This is a genomic window from Pseudochrobactrum lubricantis (assembly GCF_041929865.1).
GTDB lineage: Bacteria > Pseudomonadota > Alphaproteobacteria > Rhizobiales > Rhizobiaceae > Pseudochrobactrum > Pseudochrobactrum saccharolyticum.
The window spans coordinates 200,081-225,913 of sequence record NZ_JBHEEE010000002.1 but is presented as its reverse complement, the minus strand read 5'-3'; the positions used below and the strand labels follow the sequence as shown (position 1 = coordinate 225,913).

General features: G+C 51.0%; 24 protein-coding genes and 1 other RNA gene. 7 read left to right on the top strand and 18 right to left on the bottom strand.

Features of this window, described 5'->3' with window-relative positions:
• Nucleotides 1-8: 8 nt before the first annotated feature.
• The 13 genes from ftsW to JNC80_RS05480 form a co-directional block, all read right to left on the bottom strand.
• Nucleotides 9-1,160, bottom strand: a complete 1,152-nt coding sequence (gene ftsW, locus JNC80_RS05540; protein WP_376709735.1) for a putative lipid II flippase FtsW — start codon at nucleotides 1,158-1,160, stop codon at nucleotides 9-11.
• Nucleotides 1,160-2,569 (bottom strand): UDP-N-acetylmuramoyl-L-alanine--D-glutamate ligase, encoded by a 1,410-nt coding sequence (gene murD, locus JNC80_RS05535; RefSeq protein ID WP_376709891.1) that lies wholly within the window; start codon nucleotides 2,567-2,569, stop codon nucleotides 1,160-1,162. Before murD ends, ftsW begins: the two co-directional genes overlap by 1 nt.
• 92 nt (nucleotides 2,570-2,661) lie before the next feature.
• Nucleotides 2,662-3,744, bottom strand: a complete 1,083-nt coding sequence (gene mraY / locus JNC80_RS05530; RefSeq protein ID WP_022711362.1) for a phospho-N-acetylmuramoyl-pentapeptide-transferase — start codon at nucleotides 3,742-3,744, stop codon at nucleotides 2,662-2,664.
• Nucleotides 3,745-3,893: 149 nt separating this feature from the next.
• Nucleotides 3,894-5,333, bottom strand: coding sequence for a UDP-N-acetylmuramoylalanyl-D-glutamyl-2,6-diaminopimelate--D-alanyl-D-alanine ligase (locus JNC80_RS05525; protein ID WP_376709734.1), 1,440 nt, complete (start codon nucleotides 5,331-5,333; stop codon nucleotides 3,894-3,896).
• Nucleotides 5,330-6,784 (bottom strand): UDP-N-acetylmuramoyl-L-alanyl-D-glutamate--2,6-diaminopimelate ligase, encoded by a 1,455-nt coding sequence (locus tag JNC80_RS05520; protein WP_376709733.1) that lies wholly within the window; start codon nucleotides 6,782-6,784, stop codon nucleotides 5,330-5,332. The genes JNC80_RS05525 and JNC80_RS05520 overlap by 4 nt, the downstream gene beginning before the upstream one ends.
• Nucleotides 6,785-6,871: 87 nt before the next feature.
• Nucleotides 6,872-8,686, bottom strand: coding sequence for a peptidoglycan D,D-transpeptidase FtsI family protein (locus tag JNC80_RS05515; protein WP_376709731.1), 1,815 nt, complete (start codon nucleotides 8,684-8,686; stop codon nucleotides 6,872-6,874).
• Nucleotides 8,683-9,120, bottom strand: coding sequence for a cell division protein FtsL (ftsL, locus tag JNC80_RS05510; RefSeq protein ID WP_075656119.1), 438 nt, complete (start codon nucleotides 9,118-9,120; stop codon nucleotides 8,683-8,685). Before ftsL ends, JNC80_RS05515 begins: the two co-directional genes overlap by 4 nt.
• Complete coding sequence (gene rsmH, locus JNC80_RS05505; RefSeq protein WP_376709730.1) at nucleotides 9,117-10,211, bottom strand: 16S rRNA (cytosine(1402)-N(4))-methyltransferase RsmH; 1,095 nt, start codon at nucleotides 10,209-10,211, stop codon at nucleotides 9,117-9,119. Before rsmH ends, ftsL begins: the two co-directional genes overlap by 4 nt.
• Before the next feature lie 394 nt (nucleotides 10,212-10,605).
• An RNA gene (gene rnpB / locus JNC80_RS05500) (RNase P RNA component class A) lies at nucleotides 10,606-11,018 on the bottom strand.
• 214 nt (nucleotides 11,019-11,232) lie between these two features.
• On the bottom strand, nucleotides 11,233-11,934 hold the full coding sequence (locus JNC80_RS05495) for a lytic transglycosylase domain-containing protein (protein WP_376709729.1): 702 nt from the start codon (nucleotides 11,932-11,934) through the stop codon (nucleotides 11,233-11,235).
• A 243-nt stretch (nucleotides 11,935-12,177) separates the two neighbouring features.
• Nucleotides 12,178-13,008 carry an N-acetylmuramoyl-L-alanine amidase gene (locus JNC80_RS05490; protein WP_022711009.1) on the bottom strand — a complete coding sequence of 277 codons (831 nt, stop codon included), beginning with the start codon at nucleotides 13,006-13,008 and terminating at the stop codon, nucleotides 12,178-12,180.
• A complete protein-coding gene (locus tag JNC80_RS05485; RefSeq protein ID WP_022711008.1) occupies nucleotides 12,998-13,735 on the bottom strand; it encodes a J domain-containing protein in 738 nt (245 codons plus the stop codon). The genes JNC80_RS05490 and JNC80_RS05485 overlap by 11 nt, the downstream gene beginning before the upstream one ends.
• A gap of 166 nt (nucleotides 13,736-13,901) precedes the next feature.
• Nucleotides 13,902-14,327 (bottom strand): hypothetical protein, encoded by a 426-nt coding sequence (locus JNC80_RS05480; RefSeq protein WP_376709728.1) that lies wholly within the window; start codon nucleotides 14,325-14,327, stop codon nucleotides 13,902-13,904.
• Nucleotides 14,328-14,643: 316 nt separating this feature from the next.
• On the opposite strand from JNC80_RS05480, the gene JNC80_RS05475 reads away from it, so the two are divergent.
• From JNC80_RS05475 to JNC80_RS05465, 3 genes are all read left to right on the top strand, one after another.
• Complete coding sequence (locus JNC80_RS05475) at nucleotides 14,644-15,471, top strand: glycoside hydrolase family 25 protein (protein ID WP_022711005.1); 828 nt, start codon at nucleotides 14,644-14,646, stop codon at nucleotides 15,469-15,471.
• A 158-nt stretch (nucleotides 15,472-15,629) separates the two neighbouring features.
• A complete protein-coding gene (locus JNC80_RS05470) occupies nucleotides 15,630-16,904 on the top strand; it encodes a lytic murein transglycosylase (RefSeq protein WP_220159998.1) in 1,275 nt (424 codons plus the stop codon).
• A 148-nt stretch (nucleotides 16,905-17,052) separates the two neighbouring features.
• On the top strand, nucleotides 17,053-17,295 hold the full coding sequence (locus JNC80_RS05465) for a hypothetical protein (protein ID WP_139316405.1): 243 nt from the start codon (nucleotides 17,053-17,055) through the stop codon (nucleotides 17,293-17,295).
• 365 nt (nucleotides 17,296-17,660) lie between these two features.
• On the opposite strand, the gene metF is transcribed toward JNC80_RS05465, so the two are convergent.
• Together metF and JNC80_RS05455 are read right to left on the bottom strand one after the other, a co-directional pair.
• The gene (gene metF, locus JNC80_RS05460; RefSeq protein ID WP_376709727.1) at nucleotides 17,661-18,557 is read right to left on the bottom strand and encodes a methylenetetrahydrofolate reductase [NAD(P)H]; all 897 of its coding nucleotides are present in this window, start codon (nucleotides 18,555-18,557) and stop codon (nucleotides 17,661-17,663) included.
• Nucleotides 18,558-18,733: 176 nt separating this feature from the next.
• The gene (locus JNC80_RS05455) at nucleotides 18,734-19,720 is read right to left on the bottom strand and encodes an ArsR/SmtB family transcription factor (protein ID WP_022711000.1); all 987 of its coding nucleotides are present in this window, start codon (nucleotides 19,718-19,720) and stop codon (nucleotides 18,734-18,736) included.
• A gap of 142 nt (nucleotides 19,721-19,862) precedes the next feature.
• On the opposite strand from JNC80_RS05455, the gene JNC80_RS05450 reads away from it, so the two are divergent.
• From JNC80_RS05450 to JNC80_RS05440, 3 genes are read left to right on the top strand one after another with little or no spacing between them, the layout of a single operon-like run.
• On the top strand, nucleotides 19,863-20,180 hold the full coding sequence (locus JNC80_RS05450) for a DUF2293 domain-containing protein (RefSeq protein WP_376709726.1): 318 nt from the start codon (nucleotides 19,863-19,865) through the stop codon (nucleotides 20,178-20,180).
• A 54-nt stretch (nucleotides 20,181-20,234) separates the two neighbouring features.
• The gene (locus JNC80_RS05445) at nucleotides 20,235-20,756 is read left to right on the top strand and encodes a hypothetical protein (RefSeq protein WP_376709724.1); all 522 of its coding nucleotides are present in this window, start codon (nucleotides 20,235-20,237) and stop codon (nucleotides 20,754-20,756) included.
• A 31-nt stretch (nucleotides 20,757-20,787) separates the two neighbouring features.
• A complete protein-coding gene (locus JNC80_RS05440; protein ID WP_376709723.1) occupies nucleotides 20,788-21,375 on the top strand; it encodes a hypothetical protein in 588 nt (195 codons plus the stop codon).
• Nucleotides 21,376-21,414: 39 nt separating this feature from the next.
• On the opposite strand, the gene JNC80_RS05435 is transcribed toward JNC80_RS05440, so the two are convergent.
• The 3 genes from JNC80_RS05435 to ettA form a co-directional block, all read right to left on the bottom strand.
• A complete protein-coding gene (locus JNC80_RS05435; RefSeq protein WP_376709722.1) occupies nucleotides 21,415-22,029 on the bottom strand; it encodes an MOSC domain-containing protein in 615 nt (204 codons plus the stop codon).
• Between the two features lie 7 nt (nucleotides 22,030-22,036).
• Nucleotides 22,037-22,810 carry a trans-aconitate 2-methyltransferase gene (gene tam / locus JNC80_RS05430; protein ID WP_376709721.1) on the bottom strand — a complete coding sequence of 258 codons (774 nt, stop codon included), beginning with the start codon at nucleotides 22,808-22,810 and terminating at the stop codon, nucleotides 22,037-22,039.
• A gap of 179 nt (nucleotides 22,811-22,989) precedes the next feature.
• Complete coding sequence (gene ettA, locus JNC80_RS05425; protein WP_022710994.1) at nucleotides 22,990-24,639, bottom strand: energy-dependent translational throttle protein EttA; 1,650 nt, start codon at nucleotides 24,637-24,639, stop codon at nucleotides 22,990-22,992.
• 258 nt (nucleotides 24,640-24,897) lie between these two features.
• Here ettA and JNC80_RS05420 point away from each other — a divergent pair, with 258 nt between their 5' ends.
• Nucleotides 24,898-25,827, top strand: coding sequence for an alpha/beta fold hydrolase (locus JNC80_RS05420; RefSeq protein WP_376709720.1), 930 nt, complete (start codon nucleotides 24,898-24,900; stop codon nucleotides 25,825-25,827).
• Nucleotides 25,828-25,833 lie beyond the last annotated feature (6 nt).

Here is a 25,833-nt window from a genome sequence, read left to right as displayed (position 1 = left end):
CTTATAATTTAAAGCACAGGAATACGTTCGCCTGCGCCTTTCAGCGAGGCAGACATACGGCGCTCAGGATTTTGACGTGTCAGCGCCAGCAGGAAACCCATCGTAATTGCAATCGCAACCAGCGATGAACCGCCATAGGAAATAAACGGCAAGGTCATCCCCTTGGCAGGCATCAGATGCAGGTTCACAGCCATATTGATGATCGACTGGAAGCCGAACAAAATCACAATACCGGAAATGGCCAGACGCGAGAAAGCATCACGCTCTCTCATGGCAACAACAAGCCCGCGAATAACGATAAAGGCGAATAGCAGCATAATCAGAATACACAGGATAATGCCGTATTCTTCCGCAGCCACCGAGAAAATAAAGTCCGTATGGCTGTCTGGGATAATACGTTTGATCGTCCCTTCACCCGGCCCCTGCCCGAACCAGCCGCCGCTGATAATCGCTTCGCGGCCGGTATCAACCTGAAACGTGTCACCTTCACCGGTCATAAAGCGGTCAATACGCCCCGCCACGTGCGGCAGCAATGTATAGGCACCCAAACCAAGCACAACCGCACCGCCGCCAAAGACGACAATCCACATCCACGACATGCCCGCCAGAAAGAACATAGCGCCCCAGCTACCGGCTGTCAGCATTGTTTGACCAAAATCCGGCTGCGCCATCAACAAAGCAATAACCACACCAGATAGCAATATTGCCAGTAATGTACCCGGCATATCAGTGTTACGTTCCCGCTCCGAGAACAACCATGCACAAATCACGATAAAGGCCGGTTTCATAAACTCGGATGGCTGGATGGAAACTCCGGCCAGCGATACCCAGCGCCGCGCACCTTTGACTTCAATCCCGAAAAACAGAGCTACAACCATCAGCAACAGCGAAATCCCAAGCAGAGCCAATGCAAAACGGCGCACCAGACGCGGGCTGAGAAATGACGTACCGATCATAGCGATCAACGCAGGGATCATGAAAAAGATCTGGCGTTCAACAAAGTGAAAACTGTCCAGACCAATACGTTCTGCCACCGCAGGACTGGCGGCATAGGACAGCAAAATGCCAAGCCCCATCAGTGCCAGACAGGCAGCCAGAAAATAACGGTCAATCGTCCACCACCAATTGGCGACAGGGCCTCTATCTACGCGGCTAACCATCAGTCTGCCCTCCCGATCGGTGCAAATCCCTGCAGCGTCATAACTTTATCGCGGAATGCTGCGCCGCGTTTTTCAAAATTCGGAAACTGGTCAAAACTGGCACAGGCCGGAGACAACAGCACAACCGGCTCATCAGCCGCATCCTGTGCCGCATCCAAGGCTGCATGATCAATCGCGGCATCCAGCGTATGGCTGATTTCAAACGGCACATCATTGCCAAGCGTAGCCGCGAATTGTGCCGCCGCTTCACCGATCAGATAGGCTTTGGTAATGCGCGGGAAGAAGATGCGCAGACTTTCAATGCCACCGCTCTTCGGCAGGCCGCCCGCAATCCAGTAAAGTTGCGGGAAAGACGACAGCGCAGGCGCAGTTGCTTCCGCATTGGTTGCCTTTGAATCATTGATAAACAGGGTTTTGCCTTGATGGCCGACCTGCTCCATACGATGAGCAAGCCCCGGAAAACTGCGCAGACCGGCACGGATTTCATCAAGGCTCAGACCGACAGTCAGGCAGGCGATGATTGCGGCCAAAGCATTTTGTGCATTATGCGCACCGCGCAGAGAACCGATGCCCTCCAGCGACAACAGCAATTCGGTCTTGCCATTCTGTGCGCGATAAATCTGTGCGCCCTGCGCATAATAACCGTCCTGCAAAACCTGATCTTTGGAAAAACGGATCAGCTTTTTGCCAGCTTTTTCCAACCTGTCAGCAATGGCAACACAATAAGCATCATCAATGGCGACAATCGCCGTATCACTGCCTGCAACCAGACGTTCTTTAATGGCGGCATAATTTTCCATCGTGCCGTGACGGTCGAGGTGATCGGGCGTCAGGTTCAGTAAAATACCCGCTGTCGGATTGAGTGAAGGTGCCAAATCAATCTGATAAGACGAACACTCAACCACATAATTACGGCCATCTGCCGGTACTTCAAGCGACAATACAGCAGTACCGATATTGCCGCCGAGTTGCATATCACGGCCTGAGGCTTTGATAATATGGGCAATCAACGCAGTCGTGGTAGATTTGCCATTGGTGCCGGTAATGGCGACAAATGGCACATCATCGCCTGCAGCCAGCGCTGCATTGCGCTCACGGCAGAACAGCTCGACATCACCGATAACCGGCACCTGCACCTGATGTGCCAGTTCCGCGCTCCAATGTGGCTGCGGATGGGTCAGCGGCACGCCGGGAGAGAGGATAAATGCACTGAAGCCCGACCAGTCTGCTTCGCGCAAATTCTGTGTGAGAATGCCTTCCGCTACCGCACGGGCAACACTGTCCGGATTGTCATCCCATGCCACAACCTTCACGCCACCGGCGATCATAGCCTTAGCTGTTGCAATACCGGAACCGCCAAGGCCAAACAGTGCAACGGCTTTATCTTTGAGGGTCAGTGTCGGGATCATAATCAGGCCGCCAGTCGACAATAATATTCAATATATAATTTAATCCGAATGGTTAACAAAACCATTCGGATTACGTGTGTTTTACAATTTATTTAACGCAGTTTCAGCGTTGAAAGACCGATCATCGCCAGAATAATCGCAATGATCCAGAAGCGGATAACCACCTGACTCTCAGTCCAGCCTTTTTTCTCGAAATGGTGATGGATAGGTGCCATCAGGAACACACGCTTGCCGGTCAGTTTGAACCAGCCAACCTGAATAATCACCGACAGTGCTTCCATAACGAACAGGCCGCCGATGATTGCCAGCACGATTTCGTGCTTGGTCGCAACCGCAACCGCACCCAGCATACCGCCCAGCGCAAGCGAACCGGTATCACCCATAAAGATCGCGGCAGGCGGAGCGTTGAACCAGAGGAAACCCAGACCGGCACCAATAACCGCGCCGAGAATAACAGCCAGCTCACCGGTGCCCGGCACAAAATGGATTTGCAGGTAATCCGCAAAAATCGCGTTACCCGACAGATAAGCAATAAATCCGAAAGAAGCCGCGGCAACCATCACCGGTACAATCGCCAAACCATCAAGACCATCGGTAAAGTTGACCGCATTACCGGAACCAACCATGACAAAAGCGGCAAAAGGAATGAAGAACCAGCTCAGATCCAGCAACATGCCTTTCAGGAACGGGAATGTCAGCGAAGACGAAAACGGCTCCTGACCGGTGCGCATGATGACATAGGCAGCAATTGCAGCAATGATGAACTCAAGCCCGAGACGCGCCTTGCCGGAAAAACCTTTATCCGACTGTTTTGTCACCTTCAGATAGTCATCGTAGAAACCGATAGCACCGAAGCTGATTGTTACCAGCAACACAACCCAGACATAAACGCTTTTGAGATTGCCCCAGAGCATGACCGAAGCCAATGTTCCGAACAGGATCATCAACCCGCCCATGGTCGGCGTACCGGCTTTTTTGAAGTGAGTCTGCGGGCCGTCAGCACGGATCGGCTGACCGCGCCCCTGCCGCACGCGCAGACTGTCAATAATGCGTGGCCCAAGTAAGAAGACCAGCAAAGCTGATGTAATCAGTGCACCGCCGGTGCGGAAAGTAATATAGCGGAATACGTTGAAAAACGACAGATGATCCGCAGCATTGGCTAATAACATCAGCATCGGGTGAATGCCCTTCAGGTCGGTATCGGCACTTTAACACATCGCATTACACAAGAAATGCAGTGCTTAGTTCCTGTTATTCTTTAGCAGCCAGCTATGACTGTATATGGAAAATCCGGTTTTATACTTTGCGCATAAAACCGGCCTGTTTATTCTGCGGCCTCAGAGACGGCATATTTTTTCAGCAACGCATTGACGATTTTCACAAAGCCGATCGACTTTGATGATTTAATCATCACCACATCTCCGGGACGCACTGCTTTGACTACAAGTGGAAGCAGTTCGTCAACGCTTTCCCGATACTCAACCTGAATTTCTGCAGGCATTGCGGATTTCAGGGCACTCATATGCGCACCGCCGATGAAAAGCATATTCACATGCGCATCCACAATCGGGCGTGCCAGATCACCATGCAGCTTGGAAGATTGCTTGCCCAGTTCCAGCATATCGCCAAGCACTGCAATGCGCCGTCCCTTCTCGATCCCCTCGCCTTGCGGCTCAGTGGACTCAAGCAGTGACAGTGCAGCGCGCATGGATGCCGGATTGGCATTATAGCTTTCATCAATCAGTGTGAATGTGCCGTCACCATGGCGCAGACGATATTGCGCACCGCGTCCGGCTTCAGCCTGCAGACTTGCCAGCGCCAGCACAACTTTCGTCATATCCGCGCCAACCAGATGTGCAGCGCCCATCACCGCCAGCATATTCTGTACGATATGCCGGCCGGGAGCGCTGATCTTCACAGCCGCTTCCTGACCGCCGAGAGAAACCGTGATACAGGAACAATCCGTCTTCATCACCAGATCACGCAGCTTGTAGGTTGAACGGGCATTTTCACCGAATGTGGTGATGTGCTCAATACCGGCAGCAGTTGCCAGCGTTTCCAGCTGTTTGAAGCGTTTGTCATCGCGGTTCAGCAATGCATAACCACCGGGCAGCACGCCTTCAAAAATCTCCGCTTTGGCAACGGCAATTTCTTCGAGATTAGCAAAATGCCCCAGATGTGCAGGCGCAATCAGCGTAATGACAGCCACATGCGGCTGAACCATTTTTACCAGCGGGCGAATTTCATCATGATGGTTCATGCCGATTTCAAAAACACCATAATCGGTATCTTCCGGCATACGTGCCAAAGTCAGCGGCACACCCCAATGATTATTGAAAGAAGCGGCGGAAGCATGAACCTTTCCGCAATCAGACAGAACATGGCGCAGAGCTTCTTTGGTGGTGGTTTTACCCACAGAACCGGTAACAGCAATGATCTGCGCTTTGGAGCGTGCGCGGGAAGCAATGCCAAGGCGGGTCAGTGCGGCCAGCACATCATCCACCACAATCATCGGCACCTGTAATTTACCCAGAGCAGGTAAACGCGCTTCGGTCACAACCAGCAGACCTGCTCCGGCAGCCATAGCAGCGGTTGCAAAATCATGCCCGTCAAACACATCACCTTTAATCGCGAAAAAGGCTTCACCCTTTCGCAGCGTGCGGGAATCGATCGAAATACCGGTAATACCTTCAGGAAGGTGACCGACCGGCCGCCCTTCCATCGCTTTTACCATGTCAGATGATTTCCAAAGCAAATCACTCATTTAAAACGCGCCTCAAGCGAGCGGGCAACTTCTGCATGATCGGAGAATGGCAGCGTCACATCATTGATGGTTTGCCCTTCTTCATGCCCCTTGCCCGCAATAATAACTGTATCGCCGGCCTGTGCGAGCAGCACAGCATGGCGGATAGCTTCATGACGGTCACCGATTTCCAGTGCATCCGGTGCCGCAGCCAAAATTTCAGAGCGGATCACCGCCGGTACTTCCGAACGCGGATTATCATCAGTGACAATCACCACATCGGCCAGACGGGTGGCAATTTCCCCCATGATCGGGCGCTTGCCCTTGTCGCGGTCACCGCCACAGCCAAACACCACAATCACACGACCGGTGGTAAACGGGCGAACTGAAGTCAGCACATTTTCCAGCGCGTCCGGCTTATGGGCATAGTCCACATAAACAGGCACGCCGTCTTCAGTCGAACCGACCAGATCCAGACGACCCGGCGCACCTTTCAGACGCTCCAATGCACGAAAAGCCGCATCCGCAGGCACACCGGAAACAATTGCCAGACCGGCTGCAACCAGTGCATTCGCCACCTGAAAATCACCCGCCAGCGGTAAAGCAAATTCGTAAATCTTACCGGCATGGCTCAGCTCAACATGCTGACGATGGCGCTCGTGCTCCACACGTTTCAGCGTAATGAAATCGCCTTTACGACCAACGGTTTTCACATCAGAACCGGCCGCAACAGCGGCTGCAATCGCCTGCGGTGAAAAGACATCATCGGCAAAAATAATCGCCGGAGCACCTTTTGGCAGCAGCGTATCAAACAGGCGCATTTTTGCGCCAAGATAATCTTCAACCGTCGGATGATAATCCATATGATCGCGGCCGAGATTGGTGAAAGCTGCGGCTGTCAGCTTCACGCCGTCCAGACGGCGCTGATCCAGTCCGTGCGATGAGGCCTCCATACAGGCATGGGTCACACCTTCATCCGCTAGTTCTGCGAGAAGTTTTTGCAGCTCCACCGGATCCGGTGTTGTCAGTGAACCATATTCATTCCGTGTCGGGGAGAAAACGCCGGTCGTACCAATGCTTGCTGCCGCAAAACCTGCATAGGCCCAAATCTGCTGGGTAAAGGAAGCAACGGAGGTTTTGCCGCTGGTGCCGGTAACAGCAGTCATAATCTGCGGTTGTTTGCCGTAAAATGTTGCAGCAGCCATTGCCAGCGCATGGCGCGGGTCTTTGCTGCGCAGCACCGGCACAGTGATGCCCTCGGCATTCATGTCTTCATCGGCCAGAATTGCAACTGCACCGCGTTTGACAGCATCAGCCGCATAGGCTGAGCCATCATTTTTCACGCCTTTCAGAGCCGCAAACAAGCTGCCCTTCTGTACCTTACGGGAATCGGAACTCAATCCGGAAATCTCAGTCTGCGCGACTGAGTCCGTCATATCATTTACATAGGCTGCGATATCTTGAAGTTTCATGCCATTCAGATCCCGATTTTGAATTCATTTCATGTGACATAATAAGTGCTCAAGGCATTATTACGTCACATTGATCCCCTGCTCAGATCAGTCATTTTCATAAGCTGCCAGAATTGGTGCATTATCCTGCGCAAAATCAGGCGACACACCCAGGAATGATGCTGACCGGCGGATGATATTTGCAACCATTGGGGCAGCATTGAGTCCGGCGGTCGCAGAAAGTTTGCCTTCCTCCGGTTTTGGCTCATCAATAATGGTCAGAACCACATAGGTCGGGTCATCCATCGGGAATGCAGCAAGAAACGCATTAAAACGGACATCTTTGGAATAACGGCCGTTAATAACCTTTTCCGCTGTACCGGTTTTACCGCCAACGCGATAGCCCTTTACCTCAGCACGACGACCGGAACCGATCTCGGAATTGAGACGATAGAGATAACGCATATCATCGCTGGTTTTAGGCTTCAGAACCTGTGTGGCAACAGCATTGGCTTCGTCTTGTGTGCGTGGCAGGAATGTCGGCGGAATGAGCTTGCCGCCATTGACCAGCGCCGCAGCAGCAACGGCCGTCTGCAAAGGCGTGGTCATCATACCGTGACCATAGGAAATGGTAATGGAGTGTACCTTCTTCCACACGCGCGGTTCAACAGGACGCGCAACTTCCGGCAATTCGGTCTGCATTCGATCCAGCAGACCGACGCGCTTCAGAAACTCGCGATGGCCTTCAATACCAATCGCATCAACTTCTTTACCCGAACCGATATTGGAGGAATAAATAAACACTTCCGCCAGTGTCAGCCAGCGGGCTTTACCGTGGAAGTCGCGGATGGTCTGACGACCGATCGTAATCGGGCGGGTCGCATCAAACTTGCTTTCCAGATTAAACTTACCGGAATCCAGAGCCATCGCTGTGGTAAAGCTCTTAATTGTCGAGCCCATTTCATAAGTACCGGCAGACATCCGGTTCAGACGGTCTTTCTCCAGCGCATTATACGGATTATTCGGATCAAAATCCGGCACCGAAGCCATAGCAACCACTTCACCGGTCTTGGCATTCAGCACCACGGCTCCGGCAGCAATCGCACGATATTTTTCAACAGCGCGCACCAGTTCGTCGCGCATAATATGCTGCACGCGCAGATCAATCGACAGGCGGAACGGCTCGAGATTGTCCGGCAGGGCAAGGCCTGCCATACGCAGATCGCTTAAGCCCTGACTGTCGATATATTTTTCCATACCGGCAATGCCCTGATTGTCGATATTGACCAGACCGACAATATGCGATGCTGTAGGCCCGCCCGGATAGAAACGGGATTTCTCTGTGCGAAAGCCGATACCCGGCACACCCAGCGCCATGATCTGGCTCTGCTGACGCGGTGTCAGACCGCGCTGAATCCACACAAAACCCGCACCGCTTTTCAGCCGGCGATAGGTGCTTTCCCAGTCAAGATTTGGCAGAACCGTTGCCAGCAATTCCAGAGTTTCGTCCGGATCGGCAATTTTTTTCGGCTCGGCATAGAGCGAAGCGGTTTTGATATCCGTCGCCAGAACTTCGCCATTGCGGTCAAGAATATCCGGCCGTGCTGCAAGCGTGCTGGCCGCACCGGCGCGATAACCTTCATTATCGCCACCCTGCATACCGTAATAAACGAGACGGCCGCCAATCACCGCATAAATACCGACAAAGCAGGAAATCGCCATAATCAGACGATTACGCGCTCGGTTTCCGTGTTTTTTGCGGTTTCCGGCAAAGGCAACACTGTCATTGAGCGGAGACGTGGCAATGCCGCGCTCACTCTCGAGCGCGGCACTGTCAAATTCAGGTGCCTGCCCCAGAACCGGAGCATCATCTGATGAGGACTTTTTATTTTTACGCCGGAACCAGCTGCTTTTTCCGCTCATGGCCGCACTCCCGGAACCACAACACGCATCGGTGCCGCATTTGAAATTGCACCGGCCGGTGCAGTTTGCGCAACGCTGCCTGTGCTCATCGTATCAACAGATGCAATCAGATCGGCACTGCCGCCGATCAGCTTTTCAATATCGTCAGCCTGCTTCATCGGAATATCATCGAACAGACCGATCTGCGTCACATCAACCGGCTGCAGTTTCAGCTGTGACTGATAAATATCAGACAAACGCTGCAAACGGTTCGGCTGGGTCATCAGGCTCCAGTCGGCTTTCAGCAGATTGATCGTGTCTTTTTCAAAGGCGATCTGGCGCTGAATTTTCTTGATCTCAACCACCTGCTTTTCAGCATCATGTTTGATTTTATAGGTCACGGTTGCCGCTACCAGCATGACTGCGATCAATATAATATCTATAGTTCGCATCATGATGATTTCCTCTTCGCATTATCAGTTTCTGGCAGAACAGGCAGGGTTGGCAGGCCGAAAATACTGTAATCCGCTTTAAGCGGCGGATATTCTGTGCGGATACCGGCACGCAGCTTGGCCGAACGTGCGCGCGGATTGCGCTCCGCCTCTTCCTCGCTGGCACCCACCGCGCCTTTGACTGCAGGCGCGAAGCTGCCCTGACGCATATGCGCTTCCGGCAAATGGCGCGAGCCGCCGCCGCCGCCCGCACGGTCTGCAAAGAAACGCTTCACAATACGGTCTTCCAGCGAGTGGAATGTCACAACAACCAGACGACCACCCGGCTTCAGCGAACGTTCTGCAGCAATCAATGCACGCGCCAGTTCACCCAGCTCGTCATTCACATAAATACGCAGCGCCTGAAAAACGCGGGTCGCCGGATGAATACGGTCTTTCGGATGACGCCCGACCAGCATTTCAATCGCATTGGCAAGATCACGGGTACGGCTGAAAGGTTCACTCTCGCGGCGCTTTTCGATCATGCGCGCAATGCGTCCGGCATGACGTTCCTCACCGAGAAAATTAAAGATGCGTGCCAGATCTCCCATTTTATATTGGTTAACCACGTCAGCAGCGCTCAGCCCCTGTGAGGACATGCGCATATCCAGCGGCCCGTCTTTCTGGAAAGAAAAACCGCGGTCAGCCTCGTCAATCTGCATAGAGGAAACGCCGATATCCAGTACAACACCATCAGGCTGCACATCGCTCAGCACATCTTCCATCTGGGAGAAGCGTGCCTGCACCAGACGCAAACGTCCCTGATATTCTGCAACCACCGCCTGTCCGGCAGCAATTGCTTTCGGGTCGCGGTCAATGGCCAGAACTTCGGCACCGGTTTTGAGAATTCGTTTTGTGTAGCCGCCGGCACCGAAAGTGCCGTCCACATAAAGTTTACCGGCTTCAGGCTGCAAAGCACTGACAACCTCTTCCAGCATCACGGGAATATGACGGGAATAGTCTTCATGCTCTGATGCGCCCGCCGGAGTATCAGCGTGCTGTGTCAGTTTGTCTGCCTGCGCTTCCGGAACCATAATTTCCTTCGGTCCTGTCATTGTTTTGCTTTCTTCAGCGGACCCAGCGTGAGAACGGCAGATCCTTGCCCGCCAGCGGTTAAACCGCGGCTGCAGATTTCAGCATTTTGCATACCGGCCAATGCCGTATGCAGCACAAAATGTCTGGAAACTGAACAAAGTCTGGACGCAACAAACTGCATTAAGAAATACCACCGGGGTAAGGTAGGCGTCAACGCAGGCGCAAAAACCGCTCCGAACGTTGCCATATTATCGATTTTTGCGACTGCGCAGCCGGCCGGACACGCAATACGCCGTGAATAAATTTATCCAATATTAATATTAAGGAAGGGTTATTATATGGGCACAGTTATGATTTATCAGCGGTTAAAATGACGCTTTGTGCAGCATCTTTTGCCGAAATAATTTAAACAGAATTGTCAGCCGGTCTGTAAGCCGGGTTCTGTATGGCCGGGCTGTTTCCAGCCCGACGCGGCAGCCATTCATCTGGGACGGATGTCGCCACCCGCCTCTTGCAACCCACCCGGACGGCTATCCGGAAACTGATTACCAGACCGAAGCCTGATACGCCGTCCCTATTCGGTCTTGCTCCCGATGGGGTTTACCGTGCCACTCCCGTTACCGGCAGCGCGGTGGGCTCTTACCCCACCCTTTCACCCTTACCTGCCCGATACCCTTACGGGCGATGGCAGGCGGTCTGCTCTCTGTTGCACTTTCCCTGAGGTCACCCTCGCCGGGCGTTACCCGGCATCGTGTTTCCATGGAGCCCGGACTTTCCTCACTTGCCACCTTTCGGTATTGAACAAGCGCGGCTGCCCGACCGGCTGACATGCGTCTATAGGCTTGATCTGTCATAAAACGCAATAAAAAAGCTGGGCTCCGACGACGGAAACCCAGCTTTTGTAAAAAATCTCAGCCCTGCTGTGTAAGGGCTGTTTAGATTTAGGTTATGGCGTACAAATTGTCCCGCCAGAGCCTGAATATAAACAGGCATAGAGCAATTGCAGTTAACTGACCTCAGTTAACGGTCGCAATTGTGCTCTTAGAATGAACGCATGAAGTCTTTAACTTTGCTGCAATATTTTGCAGATGTCGGGTTCATACGCTTGGCACCGTGACCGGCATTATATTTCAGAATTGTGCCGCAGGTTGTGCCGCCGCCGAGCTTCTGAGCCTGCGCAAGATATTTCATGCCATATTGCACATTGGTTGCCGGATCATAAAGGCCTTTTGCCGAACCGGTATAACCCAGACCGCGTGCTGTACCGAGCTTGATCTGCATCAGGCCGATTTCACCGGCGCTGCCGCGAACATGTGCCTGATAATTGCTTTCATTGCGCACAACCGCATGAGCCAGTGCCAGCGGCACGCCATAGGAAGATGCATAACGGGCAATGATGCCGGAATAAGGCTTGCCTGACTTGTCTGTCTGCGCCTGCTTGGTTTCTGCTTTGCCACTGATCTGATTATTCAGATCGATACGGGTGCGAGCGGAACGACGCTCAATAACCGGCATTTTGGCAGTACCGGAAGCCTGTTTCTGATAGGCAGTACGGCTGGTATCAGCCTTGTTTTTAGTCGCGTCATTCTTCTTTGTTGCAGTCTTTTCTGAAGCTTCTTTTTTCGCTTTCAGGATGTCTACAAGATTTGTTTTTTCAAGTACCGGTGCACTCATGGCTGGTGTCAGACCGAACGAAACCACCGCCCCGCTGAGAGCGCATAAAAATCCAATTTTTTTAATCATAAACCTTAACCGTTGGAACTGTTGCATAATCCGTCGAAAGGTTTTGCAAGACATGCAAAACCAGCTTTCAACGCCCTTCCTTCTGGGAAACAGTCCGCCCCATCACCAGACTTGCTCAAGGAAATTGAGGTTGTATCTGACGGGGAAATGCAGCCGAAGATTGTCGGGGCAAGTCACAGATTGCAAAAACCTGTAACATTAGCGGATTATTTCTTGCGGCCAACAAGAAGGTCTTTTTAAAAATCAGCTGGTTACGGTTTCACGCAAATTCGTCGAAATAAGCCTGTGCAGTGTCTCAATTGTCGAGATATCCGCCACACCATCAATCTGAATTGGGCGAAAATGGCGCTGAAATGCGCTCAGCACTACTTTGGTCCGCTCGTTAAACTCACCATTGATGGTGATATCATAGCCATACATTGCCAGCATGGACTGCAAAGCCTCAACCGGTTGCCCCTGATCGCCCATGGCAAAAAACCGCCCGCCGCGGATCGGTGCCGGTTCAACCCAATGACCGATGCCTGCTTTAAACAGGGTCTCCCACGGAAAATTCTCGCCCGGATCAATCTTGCGTTCCGGAGCAATATCCGAATGGGCAAGCACATTCTCCGGCGCAATATTATAGCGTTCGCAAATCGAGCGGCAGAGAGAGATCACCGATGAAATCTGCGCATCAGGAAAAGGCGGAAAATTCTCCAGCACACCCGGATTGACGATCTCGATACCGATAGAAGCAGAATTGATATCCCGCTCCCCTTTCCAGCAGCTCTGGCCTGCATGCCATGCGCGTTCGCTTTCCGCGACCATCTGCACAACCTGACCATCTTCATGCACGAGATAATGTGCCGATACTTCACGTTCAGGACATTTGAGAATATCCAGAGCCTCCTGCGCAGTCGCAAGCCCCGTATAATGCAGGATCAGAAAACGCGGTTCTTTACCGTCTTTGCGCGGGCCGAAATTTGCAGATGCATCAATAACAGCGCCCTCATAGTCAGCTTTGCTCAGCAAGGCGCGCGGGGCGGCCTGATTATTCTGTGCCAAACCGGCTTCCGGTGTTGAATTATCCTGCATAGTCATGCTGACCCAATTGTTTCTCAAGTGTCGCCCAGGCCGCATTGATTGCAGCCAGACGGTGATTGGCTATTTTCTGAAATTCATAGGGCATACCGCGGGCAATCACCAGATCCGGATGGTTCTGACGCACAAGTTTGCGGTAATGCTGCTTGGCCTCGGTAAATCCTACGCCGCGCGTCAAACCCAGAACAGCATAGGGATCGGAAGGGCCGAGATTGACGTGCCTTCCGGCGATCAGCAAAAACTCGTCTTCTTCAATACCGAAAATTTCCGCCACACGCCGCAGGAACTGCATTTCCTTATCATGCACATAGCCATCGGCTTTGGCGATATAGAACAAACCATCGAGAACATCGGAAAGCGCACCGCAAGGCTCTTCCGCCCCGTTCTGCTGGGAGGAGCGGCACAGCGAAGCAATCTGACGGGCATAGCTCTCAAAACCGGCCACATCCTGCTTGGCAAGATTATACAGTCTTGAGACGTGATCCGCCTCTTTTTCCGGTACTTCAAAAATATCCTGAAAAGCCCGCACTTCATGCTGCGAGACAATGCCGTCAGCTTTTGCCATTTTGGCAGACAGCGCGATCATGGCAATGGAAAAAGCAACACGGCGGCGCGTTTCCGCATCGCCCTCAAAATAGGTACGGACGGCTTCAATCACTCCGGAAAACGCACTGTAAGCCGTCTGCGTTAAAAAATCAGCGATACTGGACCAAATCGACATAAGCTTATGTAATTCAAAACAACTCTGATGAAAACCATCAAGCGCAAAGAGTTGAATGAAATTCAGCTGACATTGCTGACAGCCAGTACCGGGACGCTAAGGACATTGCACAGAAAGAGAAAGCATTTCCGGCAATGCAAACGAAAGCCGGAATGCTCTTATAATTTTACATGGATTTTGCAGATGACTGTTCCGCACGCATCTGACTTTCCATGCGCACACGCACGAAGTCTTCTGCAGTTTTCTTAGCTGCCGCAGCCTGATCTGCAGTCTGACCGACACTCAGAGCGGTTTTCTCTGCATCTTCACCTGCTTTTTGCACCGCAACTCTCACATCTTCTTCTGTGAGTGGTTTCTTCAGCTCAGGCAAAAGCACAGCAGGGCCTGCAACACTGTTCTGGGCAGCCTTGGCGTCAATTTCAGCCAGTTCCTGATCGGCCTTTGACTGCAATTCCTGCTCCGAATGAGCAATAACGGCTGCGACACTGTCAGGTTGTTTTTCTGCAGTCTTGTCATGCGTCAAAAATCCGCCGGAAAAGACCAGACCGGTCAGCACACCGACAGCAAGGATAAAAGCCAGCAGACGATACATTTGACCTCCTCAACCGCCTTCAGCAAGGCGGCTTACAATCTCTCGTTAATGCCGGAAATATTTAATTGTTCCGCTTTTTATTCCGGCAATTCTGACAGTATCCCCGTCAAACCTGTATAAGTTATGACCCAACTAATCAAAAAATATTTATAAATCAAATAGTTTGGCACAAGACATTGACCGGCTGAGACAAGATGCGCACGCCGGCATCCCGCTGGTGGCAGGAATTATCCTTATTCCTCTAAAGGAAAAATTTAACCTTTTGCAGTAAGAAAGCATTCATGATTTCCCTGTGATTGTTGTGAGATGATACCCGATGAAGCCAGCAGCACTTGCCGTTCTCAGCCTTGTGCTGAGTGCATGTACATCTGTGGATTATGATTTTTCAGATGTGAAACCGTCGGCAGGTTCTGTCTCCGGCACAGGGATTGCTCTTCCTTCTTCCAGCGCCAAGGCGCCGCGCTTCTATGATCGCAAGCCCCATGACTATACCGGTAAAACCCCGTGGCATTATCCGGTCCATGGTACGGATGTCTCCAAATATCAGGACAAAGTTGACTGGCAGCAGGTGCGCAACAGCGGCATTTCTTTTGTCTTTATTAAAGCGACAGAAGGCGGCGACCGCGTTGATGACCGCTTTGCGGAACATTGGGCAGGTTCACGCGCAGCCGGTATTCCGCGCAGCGCCTATCATTTCTATTATTTCTGCCGCAGTGCAGCCGATCAGGCACGCTGGTATATCCGCAATGTACCGAAAGACCCGAACGCCTTGCCGCCTGTTCTGGATATGGAATGGAACCCGCTGTCACCATCCTGTAAACTTCGCCCTGATCCGGCTGTTGTACGCAAGGAAATGCGCACATTCCTGACCATGATCGAGCGTCATTACGGCAAGAAGCCGGTCATCTATACAACGGTTGATTTCTTCGATGACAATGACCTGCGCAGTTTCAGCGATTATCCGTTCTGGCTGCGCTCTACGGCCGGTCATCCGGATGAAAAATACGGCCCTCACCCGTGGGTCTTCTGGCAATATACCGGCACAGGTACAATTCCCGGCATCAAGGGTGACGCTGATATTAACGTATTCGCGGGCAATCATGCCCAATGGAGAAAGTGGCTGGAAAGCAACAAAGTCAGATAAAATCGCCTTTACTGCGTGAATCTGACTTTACCATCTTCTTTTTCACAAAATGTTTATGCAGGACATAATTCAGAAAACTTGAACGCTCTGGTCAAAACCGGCCCGATCAACCAAAACAGCAAGACCTTACCGAGGCCTGCTGCAGAAAGAACTGAGTTATGTCACGCCCTGCTTCCCTGTCTGCCTTCAGATCAGTTTTTAAACCACTTCTGACTGCCGCTACACTTCTCTCTACTGCAAGCTTTGCTTTTGCTACAGCAACACAGCCTGCGGCTCCCTCGGCAGCACCATCCGCACCGGCCGCTGTCGCGATTGAAAAACCGGCCTGCGGCGGTGATTATAATGTCTGGCTTGAAGGCGTGGTGACTGAAGCCAAAGCCGCCGGCATCTCAGACAAGGCACTTGCAGAACTGCATAAAGCCCAGCTTGATGAACGCACATTGAAGCGTGACCGCACGCAGACCGTTTTCAACCTGACCTTTGCCGAATTCTCCAAACGCCTGATTTCCGAACAGCGCCTGAAAAAAGGCCGCGAAAATCTCGTGAAATATGCGGATGTCTTCAAAAAGGCCGAAGACACCTATGGCGTTCCGGGGCCGGTGATTGCTGCATTCTGGGGACTGGAAACAGACTTCGGTGCTATTCAGGGCGATTTTGACACGCTGAACTCGCTCGTTACGCTGGCTCATGATTGCCGCCGTCCGGAGCTTTTCCGTCCGCAGCTGATCGCATTGCTGAAACTGATGGATAAAGGCGTTGTTGATGCCGGTACCATGGGCGCATGGGCAGGCGAAATCGGCCAGATGCAATTGCTGCCGAAAGATTATCTGGAACGCGGCGTCGATGGCGACAATGACGGCAAGGTAGATTTGCGCAATAGCGTGGCTGATGCGGTGATGACCGCAGCCCGTATGCTGTCTGAACTCGGCTGGCAGCGCGGCGAACCTTGGCTGGAAACCGTGCAGCTGACACAGGATCTGCCATGGGAGAATTCCATCCGCACCTATCGCCTGCCCCATTCGAAATGGAGCGGCTGGGGTGTAAAGTCTGTCAATGGCAATGCGCTCGGCGCTGATGACGGTGACGCCTCCCTGCTCATCCCTATGGGACGCAAAGGACCGGCATTCCTCTCCTACCGCAATTTTGATATTTTCGTCGAATGGAACAAATCCATCGTCTATGCCACGACTGCCGCTTATTTCGCAGCGCGTCTGGCTGGCGGCGAGCCTTTCCTGCTCGGCACACCGGAAGCCGGTCTTTCAACAGAAGAGCTGAAAGAACTGCAGAACAAGCTCGTTGTACGCGGCTATGACATGGGTCGAATCGATGGTGTTTTCGGCACCATGACCAGAGATGCCGTGCGCACTGAACAGCTGCGTTTGGGCATGCCTGCCGATTCATGGCCGACACGTGAATTGCTCGAAAAGCTATAAATTTAGTGGGATTTTGATGCCGTCTGTAAAAAATTTTACGGCGGCATCAAAACTTTTGACACCTACCTAACATATTGTATTTTTTACAAGTTTAAAATTCTGCATTGATTGCGAAAGCTTCCTTCGCCGCTCCGCCCAGCGCCCTCCCATGAAATTAGACTTTTCTTTGGCCGTTTATGTCGATAAAATGACACAAACGGGAAATGTGCTGACACAGTTAAAAAACAGTCAATTTGATCGTGAGACCATGCCTCTTGCATGGGTGGTTAAAGAGACTGGAAGCGGCATTTCCGGTTTAGAGTTAAGAGAAGCGGCTCCGGCATATTCCCTCAGATCGGGTTCTGTCAGGAGTGACTTTCCGGCCTTTGAATGTTGTTCATACGGCATTTGAAAACTGAACTTACAACCTGCTCAGGAGGCAATCCATATGGGTTTAACGCGTTCAATCAATGCCTTGGTATTTTGCGCAGCTTTTGTTTTTGTCGCAGCAATGATTGTCGGTGTATTTCCCTGACCTCGCATATTCACCATCTGAATTTCAGATGCTGACCTGATATCTGCATTTCGGTTTCATAATCAGAAAATATACAGATTACGGTCTTAATTAGAGACATTTTGCAGGCATCACTTTTACAGATACCACCGGCATATTTGGCATTCCGCAAAAGTAGATAAATCAAGTCCTGTCATTTTTAAAAACGAAAAGCCCTGCGGAAACATTTTTCCGCAGGGCTTTTTCGTTTCATCCCATATATTTCAAGCCGCTACCGGCGCCCTCACCCCAAGTAAATGGCAAATCGCAAAAGCCAGATCCGAGCGGTTCATCGTGTAGAAATGAAAATCATTTACACCGCGCTCGATCAGATCATTCACCTGTTCGGCTGCAAGCGCCGCTGACACCAGCATATGTGTCTGCGGATCATTCTCCAGCCCGTCAAAACGATCTGCCAGCCATGCCGGTATGCGTGTTCCTGCACGTTTGGAGAAATTCGACACCTGTTTGAAATTATGGATCGGCAAAACACCCGGAATAATCGGAATATAAATGCCTGCGCGGCGCACACGCTCCACATAACGCTCATAAAGATCATTATCGAAGAAGAACTGCGTAATCGCGCGGGTTGCACCATTATCGACTTTGCGTCGCAGCATCTCAATATCGGTAGCAAAATCCGGACTTTCCGGATGCTTCTCCGGATAGGCAGAAACGCTGATATCAAAATTGGCAATAGATTTAAGACCGGCCACGAGATCGGCACCATTCTGATAACCGCCCGGCGTCGGCTGATAGACTTCACCGATGCCGCTTGCAGGATCACCACGCAGTGCCACAAAGCGCGTCACGCCCAAAGATGCAAAGGAACGGACAATCGAATTGACCTCTTCCTTGGTTGCATCCACGCAGGTCAGATGCGCGGCAGGTGTAATGGATGTTTCTTTGATGATACGGGCAATGGTTTTATTGGTGCGCTCACGGGTCGAACCGCCCGCACCATAGGTCACCGAAACAAAAGCCGGATTAAGCGGTGCCAGACGCGTCACTGTCTCCCAAAGACGATCTTCCATCTCTTCGGTTTTCGGCGGGAAAAACTCGAAGGATACACGGATCGGATGCGCGCTCTCGGAACGGCGCTGCTGGCCAAAACTAGACATCGGAAATCTCCGTTATTCTTGCCGTCATAGTTTGCACCATGGGGCAAATATTCATGGTCACGTCACCATGAAGAAAATCAAAACTGCGCCTGCCCGCACCTGAATGGCGCAAAGCTAAACATTAGAATGCTACTCAATAATGCCGGTGTGCCTCTAAATGCGCCTCAAAGTACATCTCAGGCAGCATCGGCGATCAGCATTCGCGGATCACGCGCAAGCCACAGTTTAATCACAAGACCGGAAGCCTGCCCGCCCTGCGGCTCAAGCGCTTCAATCTTCTCCGGCTCAAGCCCTGCGGCTCTCATCCAGCCGGTCATTTGCTCATCGCTGAAACCAAGCCGCAAATGGGCATGTTCGTCACGCAGGAATTCCAGATCATGCGGCGCAAAATCCACCACCAGCAAACGCCCCTGCGGGCGCAGCGCACGCGCAGCCTCACGAATGGCCGATTGCGGCTCGTCAAGGAAGTGCAGCACCTGATGGATTGTCACCAGATCATAACCATCGCGGTCAACCGGCAGCGCATAAATATCGCCCTGACGCACCTGCGCATGGGCAACACCGGCCTGATCCAGATTGGTGCGCGCAACTGTGAGCATATCGCGATTGATATCAATGCCCACACCGCGCACATAAAGCGGGCTGAACATTTCCAGCAAGCGGCCGGTACCGGTGCCGATATCCAGCATAGACTGGAAAGCCTGTTCGCCGACAATACCACGCAGCGCATCTTCAACCATTGTTTCATCAATATGCAGCGAGCGGATCTGATCCCAGCTTTCTGCATTGGCACTGAAATAGGCAGTTGCCCGCTCATGGCGCTCGGCTTTCACCTGCGCAAGACGCTCCTGATCGCGCAGCAGCAGCGGATCCTGATTGTCCTGCCAACCGATCAGTGCACGGGAAAGCCCCTGATGGATCGGGGTTTCCGACAGGCGGAAATAGGCCCATGACCCTTCCTGATAGCGGCTGATTAAACCGGCTTCACTCAGCAATTTGAGATGGCGGGATACACGCGGCTGAGACTGGTTGAGAATAGATGTCAGATCAGAGACCGTCAGATCACCACCGGCAAGCAGCGTCAGAATACGCAACCGGCTTGGCTCTGCCGCAGCCTTCAGCACTTCCACCATTTCTTCAAGAGCCAAAGGCTTGCCAGTCATACCGCACTCCGCATTTAAAACACATAAAGATATGTTTATGTGATCTATGCGATTATTGCAACTAAAATCGACTGATAAAAATGTTAAAATACCATATTTGATTTAAGCACAATCACGGCAAAGCACATCACAGGAAGCTTCCATGGCCGCATCCGCAAAACGCCGCAAAGAGATTGAACTGGCGCTCCGCTTATTGGCGCCACATACGCCTTATTTTGATGCGGAGCAAATCCGCGAAGCAGCTGCCGCACCGCATATGCGCAGCCTCACTGCACAAAATGCCGTGCGCCTGACACTGCTCGCCTATATCCGCCACACCTACACCGACTACGACAAATTACGCGATGAAGGACTGGATAAAGACAGCGCGCTTTATTGGATTCAGGATCAGATTTCAGAAAAACTCAGAGAATGGCAAGCATTAAAATTACTGCCTGACAGTAATTACAGTGACCAATAAAATAAATATGTGGGAGATTAAAAATGTAATTTAAATCACTAAAAGGATTTTTAAATGCCTTATACATTTCAAATACAGTCATCATTAAATCAAAACTATATCATTCCTAACAAAAGCACCTTAAAAAACAGTTTTATTAATTACACAATACAGGGAATAGATAAATCAGGAAACAATAAAAAAGCAGAAACATACTGGGTTTCAAAGACAGATCCAAAGCATCTAACAGCAGAATTAAGTCAACCAGTACTCATGTACAACCCAAACAAAAATCTTTTCTTTGGCGATAGCGAACAAATCATACCGATGAAATCCCCTAACCAAGGAAAAACTGGATCGGTTGCTGGCGCCTTTAATTTTACAACCTCGGATATATCGCCAAGATTTATTTTCAAACTTGTAGGGTCACAATACGAAATTTTTATCGATGACTACCGCATAACAGATAAAACAATGCTTACAAAAAAACTTGTTATGGATAAAACCAATTCAAACCGAGTATTAATTACAGACGCAGAAATACTTCACGACGGACTTAATGTCGATGACAAATGGATAGTCACGATTGTTTCTTAATTCTTATTTTTTTAAATAAAAGGCTTTTTAAATGTCACAATATTTAAATATATTTCTGAACGACGATAGAGCAATCAGCAAATACCAGCTTGCTATCGATTATATTGGCGACGGCAACAATCTGCTTTTAATGGAATATCAAGCCGAAGCAGTATCCCCGTTTTATCCTGACGCCACAGATAAGGGACAGTATTTTGTGGTTGACAGTTTCCCGGATTGGAACACTGTCACCTTTAATGAAAGAGTAAATATTCCTGAATTCCCGCTTTATAATCCTTGGTCTGGCGGCTTCTTAAACACAACAGGCCAGCAGACAGGTGACGCAACAAATGCTAACGGAACCATTGTAGGAAGCTCGACGTTCTTATCCCCGAACAGTGTTGATAAATTCAATGTTTTTGCTCTGAACGCTTTTGGAGCTTGCTATATTTATAAGATTGTAAAAACCCCAAATGCAGCAGGTAACGGAACGATTGATACCAAACATTACCTTGCATATGATGAGGTAAATCACACAATTTGTTACTACCCAACAGCTACCCCTGATGACTCAGGAGTACAGTACTTTTTGGAATGGAAATTTGAAAAAGTAGCTACGGCTGCAATTCCATCTGCCTAAAAAATCCATTCTCAACGATAATGTTATAAGCTACGCGCTTCAATCCGGCGCGTAGCACAACTGTTCCGGCATCCGTACGGTGATCTTATCTGAAACCTCAGCTGCACCTTCCCGTTCCACCCAGCCGGTTTGACCTCGCAGATATTTTGCTGCTTTTACAAAATTAAGCGCCACCATCGCCTCATTCTGCGCACCAATATGCTGCGCAATTGATGTTCCGGCGATTTTGCACGGTGCATTCAGCCCGTTCAGCTTCAGTGTCAGACCACTGTCAAAAAACAGCACCGTACCGGCAGGCAGTAATGTGAAGTCTGCGATACCCTCCACCACAATATTGGCCCCTATCCATTCCGGCCTGATCGCATCCAGCCCCATTGCCGCAGCAATCTTTTCCAGTTCTTCAAGCGAAATCAGAGAGAGCTGACGGTCATTACGGATTAATGTACCCCGCTCATACCACGGCTCGCGGCCACCGGCTCTACGCGTCATTCCGTAATGATAATCACCGATAATACCACCATGATCACAGTGCAATTTATCTACTGCTTGCGTGACAAAATCCTGCCCTGAAGCAATATAAAGTCCACGGACACGACCTGTAACCTTGCGTGCCGCTATGCGTTTGCCATGAATGTTATCAAACAAATCTGTCATCACAGTTTCAATCTTCACCGCGCACAACAACCATAAATACGCGCGGGAAGTGCAGCAGCACTTTACCATCCACTGTCAGTGGATAATGCTCTGCCAAGCGTTCCGTATATTCCTCCAGATAATCGCGCTGCTCTTCTTCATTGAGCGGATTTAAAAACGGACGCAGGCCGGTGCTCTTCACCCATTCAGTAATTGCCGCATGACCATCAAGCGGGTGATTATAAATCGTGTGCCAGATATCAATATGGGATGCGAGCGGTATCAGAGCATCATAATAAGCATTCACGCTCGGCATTGGCGGACGGGGCGCTTTATTGAGACGTTCAATCCAGCGACTGTCTTTTGCCACTTGCCGCATCATGCGATGGGACGGTTCATTCCAGTTATCCGGCATTTGCACAGCCAGTGCGGCACCTGATTTCAGCCCCTTCAACAGACGCTGCAAATGCTGGATATGCTCCGGTATCCACTGGAACACCGCATTTGAAAACAGCAGATCAACATCCGCATCCGGCTGCCACTGCGTTACATCGCTCAAATAAAACGGCACATCAGGCAAACGCGCCTGCGCCTTTTCAATCATATCCGGCGACGCATCAAAACCGGATAGTTGCCCCTGCGGCCAGCGCTTTTTCAAGGCCTCGGTAGAATTGCCGGGCCCGCACCCAATATCAACAATGACCGCAGGATCTTTCAGCGGAATACGGGCGATGAGATCATTAACCGGTCTTGTGCGCTCATCCTCAAATTTCAGATATTGCTGTGCCGACCAGTCTTTCATCGTGATGCTCCTGTGCCTTATCTATAATAGACAATCTATAGCACCGGTGCATTTTGCCAAGCACTTTACAAACAAAAACGCCCTCCTTTCGGAGAGCGTTTCTATAACTTCAAATCTGTAGTAAAAAACTGCAGGCAGCGCCATTTTCAGCCCTGCATGCGGCTTTTGAACCAGAAATTTTAGCGTGTCAGCGGCTTATAGGTCACCCGCTTAGGATTGACGCTTTCAGGTCCGAGACGACGTACCTTGTCAGCTTCGTAATCTTCGAAGTTACCTTCGAACCACTCCACATGGCTGTCGCCTTCAAAAGCCAGAATATGCGTGGCCAGACGATCGAGGAACATACGATCGTGCGAGATGATAACAGCGCAACCAGCGTATTTTTCCAGCGCATCTTCAAGTGCCGCCAGCGTTTCTGTATCCAGATCGTTGGTCGGTTCGTCGAGCAGCAGCACATTGCCGCCCGTCTGCAGCATCTTGGCAAGATGCACGCGGTTACGCTGACCACCGGAAAGATTGCCGACTTTAGCCTGCTGATCGCCGCCCTTGAAGTTGAACGCACCGCAATAAGCGCGGGAGTTCATTTCAAACTTGCCGAGCTTGATGATGTCATTGCCGCCGGAAATTTCTTCCCAGACATTCTTGTTCGGGTCGAGGTGATCGCGGCTCTGGTCAACATAACCGAGCTTAACAGTATCACCGATACGCACGCTACCGGTATCCGGCTGTTCCTGACCGGTAATCATTTTGAACAGGGTCGACTTACCGGCACCGTTTGGCCCGATAACACCAACGATACCGCCCGGAGGCAGTTTGAATGTCAGATTGTCGATCAGCAAACGATCGCCGAAGGATTTGGACAGGTTTTCAACTTCGATAACCACCTGACCAAGACGCTCACCCGCAGGAATGAGAATCTGTGCATCGCCCGGACGCTGATTTTCAGCCGCTTCAACCAGCTTGTCATAGGCCTTAATACGGGCTTTCGACTTAGACTGACGTGCCTTAGGGCTTGCAGCAATCCACTGGCGTTCACGCTCAAGTGCCTTCTGACGGGAATCGTCTTCACGGCCTTCCTGAATCATGCGCTTGGCCTTGGCTTCCAGATAGGCAGAATAGTTGCCTTCGTAAGGAATACCACGACCGCGGTCGAGTTCGAGAATCCAGCCGGTCACATTGTCGAGGAAGTAGCGATCATGCGTGATGAGCAGCACAGCGCCCTTATATTCACGCAGGTGCTTTTCAAGCCATGCAGTGGTTTCAGCGTCCAAATGGTTGGTCGGTTCGTCAAGCAGCAGCAGATCTGGCTTGGAGAGCAGCAGCTTGCAAAGAGCAACGCGGCGACGCTCACCACCGGACAGGGTGGTTACATCAGCGTCGGCAGGCGGGCAGCGCAGAGCTTCCATCGCCATTTCAACCTGACTTTCCAGATCCCAGAGATTCTGGCTGTCAATAATATCCTGAAGTGCCGCACCTTCGTCGGCGGTTTCATCAGAATAATTCATCATCAGCTCATTATAACGGTCAAGAATGGCCTGCTTGTCAGCCACACCTTCCATCACATTGCCGAAAACAGTCTTTTCAGGATCGAGATGCGGTTCCTGAGCCAGATAACCACAGGTCGCACCATCGGCGAGCCATGCTTCACCGGTAAACTCTTTATCGAGACCAGCCATAATCTTGAGGATTGTCGATTTACCGGCGCCGTTAGGGCCGAGAATACCGATTTTCGCATCAGGATAAAATGACAGGTGCAGATTTTCGAGAATCTTCTTTGTGCCGTAGTTTTTATTCAAACCCGACATATGATAAATAAATTGACGTGCCATTGGGTGGCTGTTCTCCGAGAATTTGAGCCCGTAATGTGTGGGAATTCGCTTTGATGCGCTATTTAGGCTAAATATTGCGCAGGGGCAATGCCAGAACAGAGGCGAAGCAGGCGCGATAAGCATCTTCCCCTGTTTAACCTCTGAGGGGCTGAATAAAAAATCACCATTTGCAGCCAAGTGGGCGACTTTTGGATCAGACACTGAATAGCTATTATTATTACAAGTATAGTCTCCGCACTCCTGAAACAAGGTTTCACAATGCCGTTTGATAATCCTGAAATCCTGTTAAGTCCGGGCGGTGCAAAACTGGCATTGCGTTTTCAACCGGCGAAGAAAACGGCAATCGGCAATATACAGATCAGCCACGGCCTTGCTGAACATGCTGCCCGCTATCATGACTTTGCGGATTATCTCGCGGAGCACGGCTTTAACGTCTATGCCCATGACCATCGCGGACACGGATTGACCAGCGCACCGGATGCACCGCTCGGCCAGTTCGCAGCCAAAGATGGCGATGAAAAAGTGCTGCAGGATCTCGGCTTTGTTGAAAAGACAATCCGCGCAAGACATGGGCAACTGCCGCTCATAATATTCGGCCATTCCATGGGGGGATTGGTAACACTCGCTGCTTTATGCGGAAAATTCTGCACGCCCGATGCGGCAGCCATCTGCAATTCCAATTTTGCCAATGTGCTGAATCAAACACTGGCTTTCACTTTACTCAAAGCCGAGCGCATGTTTCTCGGTTCCGATGTACCGAGCCATTTCCTGCCAGCCATGACTTTCCGCACATGGGCAAAGCAGGTGAAAAATTATCAGACACAATTTGACTGGCTGTCCCATGATACAGCGGAGGTTGCGCTTTATAATAATGATCCGCTCTGCGGCTATGATCCGTCAGTCAGTATGTGGATCGATGTTTTCCGCTTTATGCGTCGCTGCAACAATCCTGCACCACAACAAGCGATACCGTTGCATATGCCGCTTTATTTACAGGGTGGCGGACAGGACCCTTCAACAGAAGGTGGCAAATCCCTGCTTGCACTGGAGAAAAGACTGAAAGCTTCCGGTTTCAGCAATATCACCACACAGATTTATCCGGATATGCGTCATGAAAGCCTGCATGAAACAGATCGTGCGCGTTTCATGCAGGACTTTACAGCATGGGCATTAAAGGCAATCGCCTAACAGAAC